A 16,293-nucleotide genomic window follows, 5' to 3' on the forward strand; every position below is an offset into this window, starting at 1 on the left:
ATGGCCTCGATCCTGGCCGGTTCCGCCCGGCCTCTCCCTGCTTCGGCTTATGGGATGCCTGGCCAGCGCACTGTCTCCGTCGATGCGCTGACCCGGCTCGGCCTGACCGTGGCTGTGCTGCTTCTGTTTTCCGTCTCCGGCGGCATGCTGTGGCTGGTCGGCTATAATTACGACGGCCTGCAGGGCAGCCCGCTGAGCAAGATCCACCCGTCCACCTATCTCTTCGTGCTCGTCTTCGTCTGGCGCTCCTGCACCTTCGGCAATCCGATCGGCTATGCGGTCTATGTCACCAACAAGCGGCCGGCCACGACGCTGATGGCGGTGATCTCGACGGTGCTTCTCTTGGTCGTCATCCTCAGGCAGCGCCCCGGCATGGCCGGCATGATCGACACTTTCGTCGCGCCGGCGCTGCTCGTGCTTCTGCTGAGCGAGGATGACGAGAAGACCTTTGCCCGGCTGCAGCTCGTCATCCATGTCGTCATGACGGTGAACGCGCTGCTGGCGCTGTTCGAGTTCGGCACCAAGCATCTGGTGTTTCCCTACCGGTACGACGGCGCGGTGTTCGTCAACGATTTGCGCTCGAACGCCTTGCAGGGGCACCCGCTCTCCAACGCCACAGTCACCTCGATCTATGTGCTGTCGCTGCTGTCCGGCGCGCGTTCCTTGTCGACGCCGGTGAGGCTCGGGCTCGTCGGCCTGCAGTTCTGCGCGCTGGTCGCCTTCGGCGGCCGCTCGGCGATGGTGCTGACGGTGGTGCTCGGCGGCGCCTACATCCTCATCCGCGGACTGGCGCAGCTCAGGACCCGCCGCGTCAACCTTCTGGGCGCGGCGCTGGTCATCATGCTTGCCGCCCTGCTGCCGCTGGCGATCGCACTTGCCGGCTATTACGGCTTCTTCGACGCGCTGCTCGAACGTTTCGTCTCCGACAGCGGCAGCGCCAATGCGCGTGTCGAGATGTTCGATCTCTTCAGGCATCTGGAATTGCGCGACCTGATCGTCGGGCCCGATGTCGACCTGCTCGACAGCATGCGCCGCATCACCGGCCTGGAGCAGGGCATCGAGAACCCGGTCATCCGCCTGACGCTCTACCAAGGCGCCTTCTTCACGCTGTTGATCTTCTTCGGCTTCGCGCTGTTCATGCACGAGGTCGCGCGTCGCTGCCACCCCGGCATCTGGCTGCCGATGCTGGCCTGGCTGATCCTGCTCAACACCTCCGAAAGCATCGCCTCCAAGACGACGCTGATGACCAAATTCGTGGTCATGGCGCTGGCGCTGTATAGGCCGGCGCGGGCGGCGTTGCGTTCAAGGACGCAGGCGTAGCGCTCTACGGCGCCCCCGCTCTGTCCGGCAGGACAGAGGGGGCGTGACGGAACGCGGCGAAGCTAATCACGCATTTGCCGGCTCTCCAGTCGTCTCCCGCCCTCTTGTCCCGATCAAAACCAGCGGCACCGCGACAAGATTGATCGCGATCACCGAAAGCCAGATGGCGCCGGGCCATTCTTTCTGGGTGGCGAAGTAGAAGGTCGAGAAGGCGAGCGGCGCAACGACGGAGGCGAGGCTCACGGCCGAGGCCAGCACGCCTTGCAACTGGCCCTGGCGCTCGGCATCGACCTGCCTTGTCGCCAGGGCCTGGAAAGCCGGCGTGCCGATGCCGCTGAGCGCGAAGACCGGCATGATGGCGAACACCATCCAGCCCTGGTTGGCGAAGGCCATGGCGGCGAGCGCGATGCAGGCGCAGCCGATGCCAGCGACGAAGGCCTTGCGTTCGCCGAGCAGCCGGGCGGCGGGGCCGGGCAGGAAGGCCTGCGCCAGCGTCTGGCAAAGGCCGAACGCGCCGAGTGAAAGCCCGATCCAGAGGCCGTTCCACCTGAACGTGTCGAAGCCCCAGAGCGCCCAGCAGGTGCCGTAGGCCTCGCCGGCGCCGGAGAGGATGAAATAGACCAGAACGATGGGCAGCAGCCCCTTCATCGAGAACACCCAGCGCAGCGGCCTCAGCGGATTGAGCGCGGCTAGGTCGATCTTCCGGCGGGCCGGTATCCGCGACTCCGGCAGGATGAAGACGGCCAGAAGCAGGTTCGCGGCATTGAGCAGGGCGGCGGCGATGAAGGGCAGCCGGACCCAGTGGTCGCCGAGCACGCCGCCTAGCACCGGGCCGACGATGAAGCCGATGCCGAACATGGCGCTGAACAGGCCGAAGCGGCCCGCGCGCTTTTCCTGCGGCGTGATGTCGGTGATGTAGGCCGTCGCCACCGAAATGTTGGCGCTGGTCAGCCCTGCGATGGCGCGGCCGATGAACAGCATCCAGAGCTGCGGCGCGAAGGCCATGATGACGTAGTTGGCCGCGGTACCCGCCAGCGAAACGAGCAGGACCGGACGCCGGCCGAGATTGTCGCTCAAGGCGCCGAGCACCGGCGCGAAGAGGAACTGCATGGCCGCATAGAGCGCGGTCATGACGCCGATATAGGCCACGATGTCGGGGCTGCGCGTCACCTCTTCGAGAAGGCGCGGCAGGATAGGAAAGACGAGGCCGATGCCGACGGCGTCGAGGCATATGGCGGCAAAGATGACGATAAGCGCTTTGTTCATGGGATGGGTTCCGGGAGAAGAGGCTGTGCGCCCGTGGCGGCAACGAGGGCAAAACCCTTCGCTTCGTGCCGGTAAGGCGTTCGAACGGTCGGTGTACTGAGTGTTAATATATACTGAGTACACATATCGGTCGTCGACAACGGCGTGTCAATACAAATATGTACTGAGTACAAAAATCGTGCTACGAGGGGCCATGCCAGAGCCATCCGACCGCCGCTCCCGAAAGCGCCTCGCCACCCGAAAAGCCATTTCCGATGCCGCCACGCGCCTGTTCATGGAGCGCGGCTTCGACCATGTGACGGTGGACGAGATCGCCGACGCCGCCGACGTCGGGCGCATGACCGTCTTCAATCATTTCCCGCGCAAGGAGGACATGTTCTTCGACCGCGACGAGGAGGGACGCGAGATGCTGCGCCAGGCGGTGCGGCAGCGCGATCCCGGCACCGCGCCGCTGGAGGCGCTGTGCGTGCTCGCCCATAGGCTGGTCGAGGACCGCAGCCCGGTCGTGGAATTTTCCGCTAGAAGTGAGCGACTGGTGCCTACGGTCGCCGGCAGCGAAACCCTGAAGGCACGCGCGAGGGCGATCCGCGACGAACTGGCCGACCTTGTGGCGGCGGCGCTGGCTGAAAGCGTCGGCCGCGACGCTGCCGACCCCGAGGCGCATCTCGCGGCCGTCCTGCTGCTGGCAACCTGGACTGTCGCCTTCCTCGATGCGCATCGCACCTTCCGGCGGACGCGCAGCAGGGGCAAAGCGAACGATGCTTTCCTCGCGCTTGTCGACAGGGGGGCGGCGGGCCTCAAAGCCGCGATGGCCGGCACGCCTTACATGTGAGCAACGCAGGATCGACGTTGTGAAAGAAGCATATGCTTTCGGCCGGCTCCCGCATGAAACCAAACCCTTAGAGTGGTTTGGTGATTCAACAATTCAAGCGCGAGGCATCGTAAGCCCAAGCGCCTCGACCGTGGCCGGGTCGAGCGCGCGCGTGGCGTCATCCATCATCCCCATGCCGTCGAACAGGTCCCAGAATGCCCAGGGAAAGCCGAACGTCTCCGCGCTCTGCCGCACATCTGCGATGTAGCGGGCGCGGTCGGGATTGGGCGCGGCGGTGTAGCGGGCATCGGTGCGCAGCGCGCCGAACTCGCCCATGATGATGCGTTCGGGGGTGATGTCGTGGCTGTCCGCCCAATCACGGACCTGAGCGAGATACTTGTCGATGAAGCGCCGGTCGGGCTGGGCGTCGAAATAGACTTTGAGCACGCGCTCGGTCTCGGCATAGGCGGCGCGCTTGGCCTCGTTCGACCTCTCCATATCCTCAGCCATCCGTGCCCGGACCGAGGCCAGCGTCTTGTCGAGCGAGCCGGCCGAGGCAGGCCACGGCACGTTGTTCAGCGCGCGGTAGACCGGCTCGCGCATCCACGGCGCGCCCTGATGGCTGAACAGGTAGGGCTCGTAGAAGTGGAAGGTGAACAGGATCGGCTCGAAGGCCGCCAGCGGCGCCGGATCGAGCGCGGCGAGCCCCCGCACCATCGAGCCGCAGCCGCCGGTGACGACGAGCGGCAGCTTTCGCGCCGAGCCCCGCGCGGCGCTCAGCAGCGCCGCCTGCACCTTGGGCCAGGCTTCGGAGGAACAATCCTGCGGCGGCTCGTTGACCGGCTCCAGCGCGATCCTGCCGGGCGCCATGTCTGCCAGCATGTCCGCCAGCATTCCGGCCACTTCGCCGACGAAGACCTGGTAGCGCGCGAATTCCGGCGCCTCGATGCTGGAAACCATGCGGTCGGGATTCCAGTAATGCGTGGCGCCGTTGGCCTGCACGTTGACGATGACGCCGAGATCGGCGGCTCGCGCCGCCTCGACCGCCGCGCCCAGCATCGCCATCAGGTCGGCGCGCCGGCCCGCTTCGGCGGCAAGGAACGGGCCCGGATCGACGGGCAGGCGGATGAAATCGAGGCCGCTGGCGCGCAGCCGGGCAAGGTCGGCCGGCGTCGGCACCGGCCGCTGCGACTGGAAGGGCGGCCAGTCATAGTCGGTGCGGGGTGAGGGAAACTCACGTGTCAGCGCAAACCACGGCCAGGCGTTGACACCGCGCTTGAAAGGCCATTCGCCGGTGGCGGCACGGGCCGGGAATACGAGCGGCGGAACCGCACTCGCCAGCGGCGTCGTCGCCGCGACCAGGGCCGCGCCGAGGACCCGGCGGCGCGACCAGCCGGTCACGCGCGCTTGGCGCGGTCGGCCGGCGCTGGCGCTGCAGTGGCGACGCCGAGGTGCCGTAGCGCTTCCTTCTCATAAGCCAGCAGCACGTCTTCCCAGCGGAAGGCCTCGCGGGCGCGGGCCCGCGCCGCCTTGCTGCAGCGCGCAACCAGCAAATCATCGGCCAGCGCCTCGTCGATCCGCTCGCTCAGCCCATCGATGTCTTTGAAATAAAGTGCCGCCTCGCCGGCGACCCAACGGTTGTAGCGGTTGTCATGCGCGATCACCATGTTGCCTGCGGCCAGCGCCTCGACCAGCGAGGGGTTGGTGCCGCCCACAGTGTGGCCATGCATATAGGCGCGCGCATGGTAGCGCAGCGCCCTCACCACCGCCTTGTCGTAGATCGCGCCCGGCATGATCACCGTGCTGCCTGCCGCCTCGCGCACGGCGCGGTGGTAAGGAATGTCGTCGTTGAGCGTGCCGAGCACCACCAGCTTCATGTCGCCGCGCTCGCGACGGCGGAAAGCTTCGATGATCGGCAGGATATTGTTGTCGGGTTCGATCCGCGCGATCGAGACCAGATATTTGCCGGACTCGAGCCCGAGCGCGTGAATGGGTTCCTCCGGCGCCGAGGTCACCGGGTCCGCGCCATACGCGATCGTGGTGATGGCGCTGCGCGGCCGCCGTGTCGCCAGATGGTCGGCGATCGCCGGGTGATCGGCGACGAGCCGGTGCGAGACCCAGGCGCCGATCCATTCGTTGAGCCAGAACCAGCTGCGCGCCGCCAGTCCCCATTTCGCCCGCCGCCACTCGATGCCGTCCATGTTGGTGATGATCTTGCGCCTCATCAGCCTGAGCCAGGTCAGGAACACCGCGCCATTATAGCCGAGCACCAGGCACACGCCCGGCCGCCTGGCGGCGTCGAGCACGCATTGCCAGTCGAATTCCAGCGTCGCGCGCGCGCCCTCGGAGGCGACCTCGATGGTGATGAGCTCTATGCCGCGCCAGGTTTCGCTCGACACCCTTTGCCCGACGCGCTCGACCTCCTTCTGGCAATACACGCCGACATTCCAGCCGCGTCCGATCAGGAAAAGCGCCAGGTGCTCGGCAAAGGTCTCGAACCCGCCATGGGAAGCCGGAATGCCGCGCGTTCCCAGGATCAGGATGGAAGGTCGTTCCGATTTCAAGGCAAGGGTTCCCGGGGGCTGGTATGGTTTCTGTTATCTTAACGACAATCCCAGCAACTTCCGTGCCAGGTCACCCCTAGGCCAATATTCACGTGGAGTTTTAAAATATTCCTTCAGAATTCCGGAGTTGTTTCATTATCGGTCAACCTTCGGGCGGTATCTGTGTCGATACGGGCCGCGGCTGGTGTTCTCGGTTCGCGGCCGGGCAATTCAGACCCGGCATGATCCTTGCTACCGGGCCTGCGGTGGCCACCGCTTGGCAGAGCGGCGTGCGGATTTGGCATGAAGTTTCTTCCGCGCTTGAAGGGTCCGGTGCTGAGCGGACTCGGGGTGCAAGGTGGAAAGATAGTGATGCGCATTGCCTGCGTTCATCAGGGCTACGAGCTCTATGGCTCTGACCGCAGCTTCGCGGAGAGCGTGGCTGCGCTGCGCGCCGCGTTTCCGTCCGCCGAGATCGAGGTCGTGCTGCCGCGCGAGGGGCCGATCGTCGATATCCTCGAGCCGCATGCCAGCCGCATCGTGTTCGAACCGCTCTGGGTGCTCCGGCGTCAGGCGATGCTCAAGCTCGCAACCGTCGAGATGGCGAGGCTGCCGGCGGCGCTCTGGCGGGCCTGGCGGCGCATGCGCGACAACGACCTGACCTATATCAACACCTCGATCATCGCCGACTATGCGCTGGCCGCGCGGCTTTTGCCGCGCAAGGCGCTGCTGCACATCCACGAAATCCCCGAGGGCATATTGCGCAAGGTGCTTGTCGCCCTGATGCGCTGGAGCCGCGCCGACCTCATCTTCAACTCGCGCGCCACGCGCGCCACCTTCGGCGATCCGCCCTCCGTCGATGCCAGGGGGCGGCGCACGCATGTCGTCTATAACGGCGTTTCCGGGCCCGTGGCTGCGCTACCGACGACCTATGACGGCAGCCGCCCGCTCAGGGTCCTGCTGCTTGGCCGCGTCAACCGCATCAAGGGGCAGGAGGTGCTGCTCGAAGCCGTCGCGTCGCTGGAAGGCGCCTTGCGCGATCGCGTCGAGGTCCGGCTCGTCGGCGGCGCCTTCGAAAGCGTCGATCGCGAGCAGGCATTGGCCGAGCTGGTCGGACACATGGGGCTGACCGGCCATGTCGAGGTGCTGCCTTTCGTCTCCGACCCTGCCGACCACTACCGCTGGGCGGACATCGTGGCGGTGCCGTCGCGCCGTCCGGAGTCGCTCGGCCGCGTCGCCATCGAGGCGATGGGCTGGGGCAGGCCGCCCCTGGTGTCGGCGATCGGCGGGCTGGTGGAAGTGGTGGCCGACGGCGAGACCGGCTGGCATGTGCCGCCGGCCAACGCGGCCGCCCTTGCCGGCAAGCTCACAGAGATCATCCTGCGGCCGGATCGCTGGCGCGGCTTCGCCGCCGCCGGCCGGACGCGCTACGAGGCGGTCTTCAGCGAACCGATCGCCGCCGCCGCGATCGTGGCGATCGTAGCCGACAAGCTGAAGGCGCCAACGCCGCGGCAGGGGCGGTCGCGTGTCGCCCGCGAGGCGGAGACGAGCCCGTGAAGTTCACCTTCCCGGCCCACCTGGTACGGCGCCTCATGCTGATGGTCAGTGGCGAGGCGATGCAGAGCGGCTTCCATTTCGCCCTCAACATCGCGCTGCTGCATCTTTTGTCGGCCGAAGGCTACGGGCTCTTCGCGCTGGCCATGGTGATGGGCGGCGTCGGCCTGTCCTACATCCGCTCGCTCACCGCCGTTCCCGCCACCATATGGATGAGCAAGAGCACCAACAGCGCCGGCGTCGACGCCCATGACGTGACCTTCGGATCGGCGGCGCTGGTGGTGGCGCTGCTGATGGGGCTGGGCACCGGGCTGCTGATGCGCCTCCTGGGCGACCCGAGCGGCATCGGCGCCGCCTGCTTCGTCGGCGCCTGGTCGCTGCGCAGTCACATGCGCACGGCCTTCTTCGCGCGCCGCATGCAGCTCGTCGTCTCCATCAGCGACGCCGCTTTCACGATCGCGGGCATAGTGCTCGCGGGAGCCGCGATCTGGTTCTTCGCGGACGCGCTTCAGGCCACCTTCTACGCGCTTGCCGCGGCCAATGTGGTCGGCATCGCCGTACTGGTGAAGCTGGCGCGCCGCAGGATGCGCATCTCCTTCCGCGCGCCGACCTGGCGGCGCTATGCGAAGCTCTGGCCGCAGCTCTGCTGGTCGGGGTTCAGCGCCACGACCACCAACATCCAGGGGCAATGCCTGGCGCTGCTCGTCGCGGGCATCGCCGGGCCTGCCGCCTACGCGCCGCTGGCGGCTGTGCTGGTGCTGTTTGCGCCGCTGCGCATTTCCAGCCTTGCCTTCTCGAACATGGCGCAGCCGGAACTTGCGAAGCTGGTGCGCAACAAAGAGTTCGAACGCGTATGGACGCAAGCCAAGATCTGGGCGCTCGTCATGGGCCTCGGCAGTCTGGCCTATGGCTGCGGCGTCCTGTTCGTCTTGCCGATGATCAAATCCCAAGCCCTCCAGCATGCCTCGGTCGGCCTGATCGGAATTTTCGCAATCGCCAACTTCGTGCCGATCATGGCCTATGTCATGCCGCGCGTGGTCCTCGAGATCGTCGGCGACTTCCGCATCGTCGCCTTCATCACCCTGGCCGGCGCGGTTGTCGGGCTGACGGCGATCGGGATCCTGTTGGCGATCGCGCCGCCGACATGGTCGCTGGCCGGCGCCGCGGTTTCCGAAACCTTCGTGCTGGTGGCCTCATGGTATTTCGCGGCTAACCGCATGTGGAACCTCAAGCACCCGAACGAGCAGCGCCACACCGTGGTCGGCGCTTGGCGCCGCGCGGCCACGCTGGCAGTACAGAGACGATAGGAGAACGATGTGGCAAGCCAGGCAATGCCGATGGCCGCGATGACGACCGGCTTGGCCGACGATGAGGCAGCAGTGCACGCGGCCGGCGCCGCCGGCGTCGCCTACGTGGCGCGGCTGCACACCAGCCTCGAAGCGGTCAAACCGCTCTGGCTGTGTCTCGAGACAAAGGGCGTGTGCACCGGCCACCAGCATTTCGCCTGGGCCGAAGGCATCGTCGAACGGCTTGTGCCCCCAAAGGCCGAACCTGCCATCGTCGAGCTGCGGGACGCCGCGACAGGCGAGCCGGTGATGCTTTTGCCGCTGATGCGGCGCCGCGCGTTCCAGCATTGGGTGATCGAGTGGCTGAGCTGCGGGGTGTGCGACTATTCCGCGCCGTTGCTCGCCGACGCGACGCCCTGGACCAGACAATCCGCCGAGGCCGCGTGGGCGGCGGTGCTTTCCGTGCTGCCGCGGGCGGACCGCATCCACATCACCGGTATCCCGAAGCAGGTCGGCGGCGTCGCCAACCCGCTGGCGCTGCTTTCACCGGCGCGCGATTCCATCCATTCCCACTACGGCATCGCCATGGATGGCGACGCCGAAACCGTCGTCAAGCGCATCTGCCGCCCGTCCTTCGTCAAGGCGCTCAACAAGGATCTGCGCAGGCTCGACCGCAATGGCGGCCTGGCCTTGGTGGAAGCCGACACGCCGGCCCTGGTGGATGCCATTTTCGATCGGCTGGTCGAGATGCGGCTCAGCCGCTTTCGCGAGCTCGGCCGATTCGATCTCCTGGCGCAGCCACCGGTCGTCGATTTCTACCGCAGCGCCGCGCATCGCGGCCTGACGGATGGTTCGGTGCGGATCTTCGGCCTGCGCGCCGGCGACGTCATGGTCGCGGTCCAGTACCTGGCTGTCCATCTCGGCACCCTGCATGCGCTTCTGGTCGCGATCGACCAGGGCGCGGTGCCCAACGTTTCGCCGGGACTTTGCATCATGGGTGAGCTGATCAGATGGGGGCGCGGGCAGGGGTTCGACTATTTCGACCTGTCGGTCGGCAACCAGAGCTACAAGGAACATATGGGCGCGGTGAAGGCGGTTCTGGCCGAACTTTGCTACGGCATCACGCTGAAGGGCAAGGCGGCGAGCGAGGCCATCAAATACCGCGGCCGGGGCGTCGCCTTGGTGCGCGACAACCCGCGCCTGTTCAAGGTCGCGCAGGAAGCGATGCAGCGCTGGCGGCGGCTGCGGGCGCCGCGTTGAGCGGGCTCCGGGCCCGGCAAATTGACTCATATTCCGCTCTCCGCCATGCTTATGGGCAGCCGCGCTTCCAGCGGCAGCGTGTTTCGAGTGAGGCCATGGCCAGTCCGGTCGCCAGAGAAAAGTCCCGCCGCGCCGCAGTGAAGACCGCGCTCGAGCGCCACAAGGTCTATGTTACCGCGCAGCGCTTTTCCGGCGGTTCCTACAGCGCCCGCGTGCTGGTCGACGGCGAGGCTTATTGGGTCGACGAGTTCCGGCTATCGCAATTGAGGCAAGGGCTGACGCCGGCGGAGCTAGAACTGACGCCGGCGATTGACGATTGAGCGCTCGCGCATGATGACGGCAAGGTTGGCGGGACAGCGCCCCCCTCTAAGGGGGAGATCAGATGTCGCCGCTGCTTTCGCCAATCGCCAATGTTGCAAACGGAGTACGGGCGCTCGAACTGCCAATCTCCCCTCAAGAGGGGGAGATGTCCGGTCCACCCTCCGTAGCTGCAGCGCAGCTGCTGCGAAGGACGGCCAGGACAGAGGGGGGCGCGAAGGAACTCGGCGTTTGTCTTTGGCTGCCCCCGCCTAGTCATGCCCTCCGCCAAACTCACGCCCTACCGCGCCAAGCGCGAATTCTCCCGCACCCCGGAGCCGGCGGGCGGCACGGCCGGCGATGGCCGCAATCGCTTCGTCGTCCACAAACACCACGCCACCGCCGACCATTACGACCTGCGCCTCGAAGTCGGCGGCGTGCTGAAAAGCTGGGCCGTGCCCCGCGGACCCTCGCTCAATCCGGCCGACAAGCGCCTCGCGGTCGAGACCGAGGATCACCCGATCGAATATATCGACTTCGAGGGTGTCATCCCCGAGGGCGAATATGGCGGCGGGCCGATGATCGTGTGGGACACCGGCACTTGGGCGCCGATGGACGATGTCGAGAAAAGCCTGCGCACAGGCGCCTTCAAGTTCCGGCTGGCCGGGCAGAAACTCAACGGCGGCTGGATGCTGACGCGCCTCAAGCCCAAGCCCGGCGAGGACGAGAACAAGAAGAACTGGCTGTTGTTCAAGGAGCGCGATCTCGCCTCCGATACTTCGCTCGACATCCTCGAGGCGCGGCCGGAAAGCGTGAAGTCCGGCCGCCGTATCGAGGAGCTGGTGGCGCCGCCGAAGAAGCGCGAGCGCCTGCCGCCAAAGCCGGGCTCGCTGAAACCCGGCGCGCTGCTCGGCGCCGTCAAGGCCGGCCCGCCAGCTCGCATCGAGCCGCAACTTGCCACGCAGGTGCCGAAACCGCCGGGCGGCGAGGGGCCGGCGGAGAACACACGCGAGCTTTGGCTGCACGAGATAAAATTCGACGGCTACCGCACCATGGCGCATGTCGTGGATGGCGAGGTGCGGCTGATCACCCGCGGCGGCATCGACTGGACGAAGCGCTATGGCGACCTCCCGCAGGCCTTTTCGCGGCTGCCGGTCAGCCAGGCGATCATCGACGGCGAGATAATGGTGCTCGACGAGAAAGGCATTTCCCGCTTCGCGCTGCTGCAGGACGCGTTGGCCGAAGGCGCCGGCTCGAAGCTGCATTTCTACGCCTTCGACCTTCTCCATCTCGACGGCTGGGACCTGCGCAAGGCCCCATTGCAAAGGCGCAAAGCCTTGCTTGCCGAACTGCTCGCGGGTCGGGCCGCCAACTCCGCCATCCAGTACAGCGACCATGTCGAGGGCGACGGGCGCGGGCTCTACGAACAGGCGACGGAACTCGGGCTCGAAGGCGTCGTCTCCAAACGCGCCGACGCCATCTACCAGAGCGGCCGCACCAAGAGCTGGACCAAAGTCAAGGCGCTCGAGAAAGATGACTTCGTCATCGCCGGCTACACCGTTTCCGACCGGGCGGAAGGGCTGGCCGCCCTCGGCATGGCCGAGTTCGTCGACGGCGAACTGCATTATCGCGGCAAGGTCGGCACCGGCTTCGACCGCGACATGGCGACGGACCTGCTCGCCCGGCTGGAGCGGCTGACCGCCGGCGCCAGCCCTCCCGAAGGCGTGCCGCGCGAGATCATGCGCGAGATGCATTGGGTGAAGCCGCTGCTGTCGGCGCGCATCCACTATGCCAACCGCACGGCCGACAATTCGCTGCGCCATGGCGTCTTTCGCGGCCTGCGCGATGTCGGCGGGCTGACCACGCCGGTGCCGATCAAGCGCAAGCGGCTGATCGCGGAATCCGACCTCGCCACCATCTGGGTCACCAATCCGGAGCGGCGGCTGTTCGGCAAGACCGGACCGACCAAGCTCGACATCGCCGTGTATTACGCGCTGGTCGGCGATTTCATGCTGCCGCACATCATCGGCCGCCCGGTGTCGCTGGTGCGCTGCCCGACCGGCAAGCCGCAGGACTGTTTCTTCCAACGCCACGCCTTCACCGGCATGCCGCCTTCGGTTGCGGTGTTCGAGAGCACCAATTCGGAAGGCGAGACAAAAACCTATCTCTCGGTCGAGGACGCCAAGGGCTATCTGGCGCTGGCGCAATTCGGCGTGGTCGAGTTCCATACCTGGGGCACGCACCGGTCAAAACTCGACAAGCCCGACCAGATCGTCTTCGACCTCGACCCCGGCGAGGGGATTTCATGGCGCGAGGTGGTGGAGGCGGCGGTCCACATCAAGGGCGGGCTGGAGAGCCTGGGGCTGGTGCCTTTCGCGAAAACCTCGGGCGGCAAGGGCATCCACATCACCGTACCGGTGACGCGCAAGCAGAACTGGAAGAAATTGCACCAGGCGTCGAGCGCCATTTCGACTTTGCTGGCGGCAAGCGCCCCCGACACCTTCACCACCACCATGGGCAAGGAAAACCGCAAGAAGCGCATCTTCATCGACTTCCACCGCAATGCCCGCGGCCACACCTCCGCCGCCCCCTATTCGCTGCGCGCCCGCACCAATTTGCCGGCCTCGACCCCGGTGAGCTGGACCGACCTGGAGACGATCGACGCGCCGGAGGATTTGAACTACGCCTCGCTGCCGGGGCTGCTGGAGACATCGGGCGATCCGTGGGCGGAGATCGACGAGGCTGCAAGGGATTTGCCGGCTATGGACAAGGCGGGATAGACAACGAGCGTCGCGTTCCGTCACCCCCCCTCTGTCCCGCCAGCGTCTCAGTTCCATCTCGCTACAATTTGAACTATCCTCTCATCTACCTCCGCCCCAAAAACACTTCGCTAGGAATTCGGCTGTAAGATCAGGGGTCGGTGTAGGATTTCCACGGCGCTGCTCGTCCTTCGGACGAAGCGCTGCAAGTAACTGTCAGTGCATGGCCGCGTAGGAGTTCATCATGGCGCCCAGGGCAAGTTGGAAAGGTTACCTCAAGCTCAGCCTCGTCAGCTGTCCGGTCCGGCTCTATCCGGCCACCAGCGCGAGCGAGCGCATCTCATTCAATCAATTGCACAAGAAGACCCACAACCGCATCAACATGAAGCCGGTCGATCCCGAGCTCGGCCTGGTCGAGCGCTCGGACCTGGTCCGCGGCTACGAGTATGAGGACAAGCAGTACATCATCATCGATGATGCCGACCTCGATGCGGTGAGGATCGAATCCAACCATACGATGAACATCGAGGCCTTCGTCGACGAGGACGAGGTCGATGTCATCTACCAGGACGCGCCCTATTACCTGGCGCCCGACGGCGCCATGGCGGAGGAAACCTTCACGGTGCTGCGGGAAGCCATGCGCAAGTCCGGCAAGCTTGCCATCGCCCGCCTTGTGCTCTCCAGCCGCGAGCGCGTGGTGACGATCGGCGCGCGCGAGAACGGCATGTTCGTCTGCACCTTGAGGAACCCCAACGAAGTGCGCGGCACGGCTGAATATTTCGGCAACATCCCGGATGCCAAGCCCGATCCCGAAATGCTGCAGCTGGCCGAGGCGCTGATCAAGCAGAAGCAAACCCACTTCGATCCGAAGAACTATGAGGATCGCTACGAGGTGGCGCTGATGGCGATGATCCGCGAGAAGCTGAAGGGCCACAAGCCGATCATCGCGGCCGCGCCCGAGCGCGGCAACGTCATCAACCTGATGGATGCGCTGAAGGCGAGCCTCACGCAGCAGGCGAAGCCCCCGGCCAAGTCGAAGAGCAAGGCCGAGGAAGCGCCGGCCAAGCCTGCCAGGAAGGCGGCTTCCGGTGGCGCGCCCGAAAATCCGCTGAAGGCGAACCTCTTGAAGGCCGTCGGCAAGAGCAAGAAGTGACGGGAAATGCAGGGCCAGTGATCGTTCCCGGCGCCGTCTTCGGCGTCATCGGCGCGCTGGCCGCCTTTCCGCTGCGGCTTGCCGCGCGCGAGGTCGAGCGCCGCCATGCGGAGCTCAGGCGCGGCGTCACGCGACGCACTACCCATGTCGTGTTCGGCCGCGCGCTTCTCGCCAGGGCGACGAAGACCGGCGATGCCGAGATCGAGCGTCGGATGAAGGCCGAGCGCGAGGCCGGCCGCGTGCTGATCAGCGAAAACGGCATCCTGCGCCTGCTTGGGCTGATGAAGGCGCCCGACGCCTCGTCGCTGTCGCGGCAATCGCTCATCGACCAGTCGCGGCTTGCGGGCGACGATCTCGACATGCTGTCGCTGTTCGACGCCTTCGAGCATGATGGCGAGCCCTATTCCTTCCGCGACCTGATCCTGGCCCGCAAATATGCCGGGCTGATCGCCAGCGGCGCCTCCTGGGGCGCGATCGCGCGTTCGGTCCACCGCTCCGGTCCGGTCGCCTCGCTCACCGCCAAGTCGCTCAATCTTGGCTCGCAGCATGGCCGCCCGGACGCGATCTATCTCGACGAGGGCCGCAGCGAACTCGACGGCCAATTGCTGTTCGACCTCGGCAGCCCGGAAGACGACACGCTCGAAGAACTCTTCGCCGAGGCGGAAGCCGCGGAAGAGGAGGGGCGCCACGACGATGCGGCGGCCCTTTACCAGCGCTGCCTGGCGATCGACCCGAAAGATGCCATTGCCGCCTTCAACCGCGCCAACTGCCTGCGCGGCGCCGGCCGCGTGGCGGAAGCCGCGCACGACTATGCCCGCGCGATCAAGCTCGATCCTGGTTTCGTCGAGGCTTGGTTCAACCTAGCCGGCCTGATGAGCGACGAGGGCAAGGTGGCTTCGGCGCGAAGGCATCTGCAGAAGGCGATCATGCTCGACAAGGATTACGCGGACCCGGTGTTCAACCTGGCGCGGCTGGAGTTTGATGGGGGGAACCTCGCGGAGGCGCGGCGGCTGTGGGCGCGGTATCTGGAACTGGACGCAGGGTCCGAATGGGCAAGGTTGGCGCAGAAGGGCATTCAGTTCGTGGATCTGCATATGGCGGGTGAGCGAGATGTTCGCGCCTGAACACCCCCCTCTGGCCTGCCGGCCATCTCCCCCTCAAGGCGGGAGATTGGCAGCTTGGGCGCGGCGCCCAATCTCTCAGGCTGGCGATTGGCGAAAGCCGATACGACGGCTGATCTCCCCCCTTGAGGGGGAGATGGCCGGCAGGCCAGAGGGGGGCGCGAAGGAACTCGACCTCTCCAAGCGGGACCGCCCCATGACCCACTTCCTCTTCGACGGCTTCGACACCGCTCCGGTCACCATCCTGCTCGCCCACGGCGCCGGCGCACCGATGGATTCCGCGTCGATGACCGCCACCGCCAAGGCACTTGCGGCCGCCGGCTTCCAGGTCGCGCGCTTCGAGTTCCACTACATGGCCGCGCGCCGCTACGGCCACCGCAAGCCGCCGCCGCGCGCCGAGACGGTGAACCCGGAATATGTGAAGGCGATCGCCGACCTGCGCGCCAAGGGCGTGACCGGCAAGCTCATCATCGGCGGCAAGTCGATGGGTGGCCGCGTCGCCTCCATGGTCGCCGACGAGATGTTCGCCAAGGGCGAGATCGCAGGCCTGGTCTGCCTCGGCTATCCCTTCCATCCGCCGGGCAAGCCCGAACAGCTCAGGACAAAGCATCTCGCGGACTTGAAGACGCCGACGCTGATCTTTCAAGGCACGCGCGACGAGTTCGGCACCAGGGAAGAGGTCGCGACCTACGGCCTCTCCGACGCCATCGAGGTGGTCTGGCTGGAGGACGGCGACCACGACCTGAAACCGCGCAAGGCGATCTCGGGCTTTTCTACGGCGGATCATTTGAAGACGGTGGCGGATGCGATAACGGCCAAATTCGCGCAGTCCTCGGCGTCGTCATTCTAGGGCGGAGCAAGGAGCGAAGCGACGCGCGCAGACCCTAGAATCCATGCCGTGACGCCAAGGCGTTGCAACGGTT

Annotated in this window: 13 protein-coding genes; 10 read left to right on the forward strand and 3 right to left on the reverse strand. The window is 66.1% G+C overall.

The annotated features are described in order from the left end of the window. Nucleotides 1–1,320 (forward strand): VpsF family polysaccharide biosynthesis protein, encoded by a 1,320-nt coding sequence (locus AC0L2L_RS14960; protein ID WP_473579347.1) that lies wholly within the window; start codon nt 1–3, stop codon nt 1,318–1,320. Nucleotides 1,321–1,386: 66 nt separating this feature from the next. On the opposite strand, the gene AC0L2L_RS14965 is transcribed toward AC0L2L_RS14960, so the two are convergent. Beyond that, nucleotides 1,387–2,586 carry a TCR/Tet family MFS transporter gene (locus AC0L2L_RS14965; RefSeq protein ID WP_473579348.1) on the reverse strand — a complete coding sequence of 400 codons (1,200 nt, stop codon included), beginning with the start codon at nt 2,584–2,586 and terminating at the stop codon, nt 1,387–1,389. Between the two features lie 193 nt (nt 2,587–2,779). Between AC0L2L_RS14965 and AC0L2L_RS14970 the strand changes: the two genes are divergently transcribed. Continuing rightward, nucleotides 2,780–3,418 carry a TetR/AcrR family transcriptional regulator gene (locus AC0L2L_RS14970; protein ID WP_473579349.1) on the forward strand — a complete coding sequence of 213 codons (639 nt, stop codon included), beginning with the start codon at nt 2,780–2,782 and terminating at the stop codon, nt 3,416–3,418. Nucleotides 3,419–3,511: 93 nt separating this feature from the next. Here the strand turns inward: AC0L2L_RS14970 and AC0L2L_RS14975 are convergent, their stop codons facing one another. Both AC0L2L_RS14975 and AC0L2L_RS14980 read right to left on the reverse strand, forming a co-directional pair. After that, nucleotides 3,512–4,798 carry a glycoside hydrolase family 5 protein gene (locus AC0L2L_RS14975; RefSeq protein WP_473579350.1) on the reverse strand — a complete coding sequence of 429 codons (1,287 nt, stop codon included), beginning with the start codon at nt 4,796–4,798 and terminating at the stop codon, nt 3,512–3,514. Then, a complete protein-coding gene (locus tag AC0L2L_RS14980; RefSeq protein ID WP_473579351.1) occupies nt 4,795–5,961 on the reverse strand; it encodes a DUF1972 domain-containing protein in 1,167 nt (388 codons plus the stop codon). Before AC0L2L_RS14980 ends, AC0L2L_RS14975 begins: the two co-directional genes overlap by 4 nt. 351 nt (nt 5,962–6,312) lie before the next feature. Here AC0L2L_RS14980 and AC0L2L_RS14985 point away from each other — a divergent pair, with 351 nt between their 5' ends. The 8 genes from AC0L2L_RS14985 (at nt 6,313) to AC0L2L_RS15020 (ending at nt 16,220) form a co-directional block, all read left to right on the forward strand. Continuing rightward, the gene (locus AC0L2L_RS14985; RefSeq protein WP_473579352.1) at nt 6,313–7,497 is read left to right on the forward strand and encodes a glycosyltransferase family 4 protein; all 1,185 of its coding nucleotides are present in this window, start codon (nt 6,313–6,315) and stop codon (nt 7,495–7,497) included. Further along, nucleotides 7,494–8,801 (forward strand): polysaccharide biosynthesis protein, encoded by a 1,308-nt coding sequence (locus AC0L2L_RS14990; RefSeq protein ID WP_473579353.1) that lies wholly within the window; start codon nt 7,494–7,496, stop codon nt 8,799–8,801. The genes AC0L2L_RS14985 and AC0L2L_RS14990 overlap by 4 nt, the downstream gene beginning before the upstream one ends. Nucleotides 8,802–8,810: 9 nt before the next feature. Further along, the gene (locus AC0L2L_RS14995) at nt 8,811–10,040 is read left to right on the forward strand and encodes a GNAT family N-acetyltransferase (protein WP_473579354.1); all 1,230 of its coding nucleotides are present in this window, start codon (nt 8,811–8,813) and stop codon (nt 10,038–10,040) included. Between the two features lie 95 nt (nt 10,041–10,135). Continuing rightward, nucleotides 10,136–10,360 (forward strand): hypothetical protein, encoded by a 225-nt coding sequence (locus tag AC0L2L_RS15000; RefSeq protein ID WP_095820755.1) that lies wholly within the window; start codon nt 10,136–10,138, stop codon nt 10,358–10,360. A 255-nt stretch (nt 10,361–10,615) separates the two neighbouring features. Further along, complete coding sequence (ligD, locus tag AC0L2L_RS15005) at nt 10,616–13,117, forward strand: DNA ligase D (protein WP_473579355.1); 2,502 nt, start codon at nt 10,616–10,618, stop codon at nt 13,115–13,117. 223 nt (nt 13,118–13,340) lie between these two features. Continuing rightward, on the forward strand, nt 13,341–14,249 hold the full coding sequence (gene ku / locus AC0L2L_RS15010; RefSeq protein WP_473579356.1) for a non-homologous end joining protein Ku: 909 nt from the start codon (nt 13,341–13,343) through the stop codon (nt 14,247–14,249). Nucleotides 14,250–14,266: 17 nt separating this feature from the next. Further along, on the forward strand, nt 14,267–15,373 hold the full coding sequence (locus AC0L2L_RS15015) for a tetratricopeptide repeat protein (RefSeq protein ID WP_473579475.1): 1,107 nt from the start codon (nt 14,267–14,269) through the stop codon (nt 15,371–15,373). Nucleotides 15,374–15,566: 193 nt separating this feature from the next. Next, a complete protein-coding gene (locus tag AC0L2L_RS15020) occupies nt 15,567–16,220 on the forward strand; it encodes an alpha/beta hydrolase family protein (protein WP_473579357.1) in 654 nt (217 codons plus the stop codon). The last annotated feature ends 73 nt before the right edge of the window (nt 16,221–16,293 follow it).

The sequence above is a fragment of the Mesorhizobium sp. WSM4832 genome, assembly GCF_055811115.1.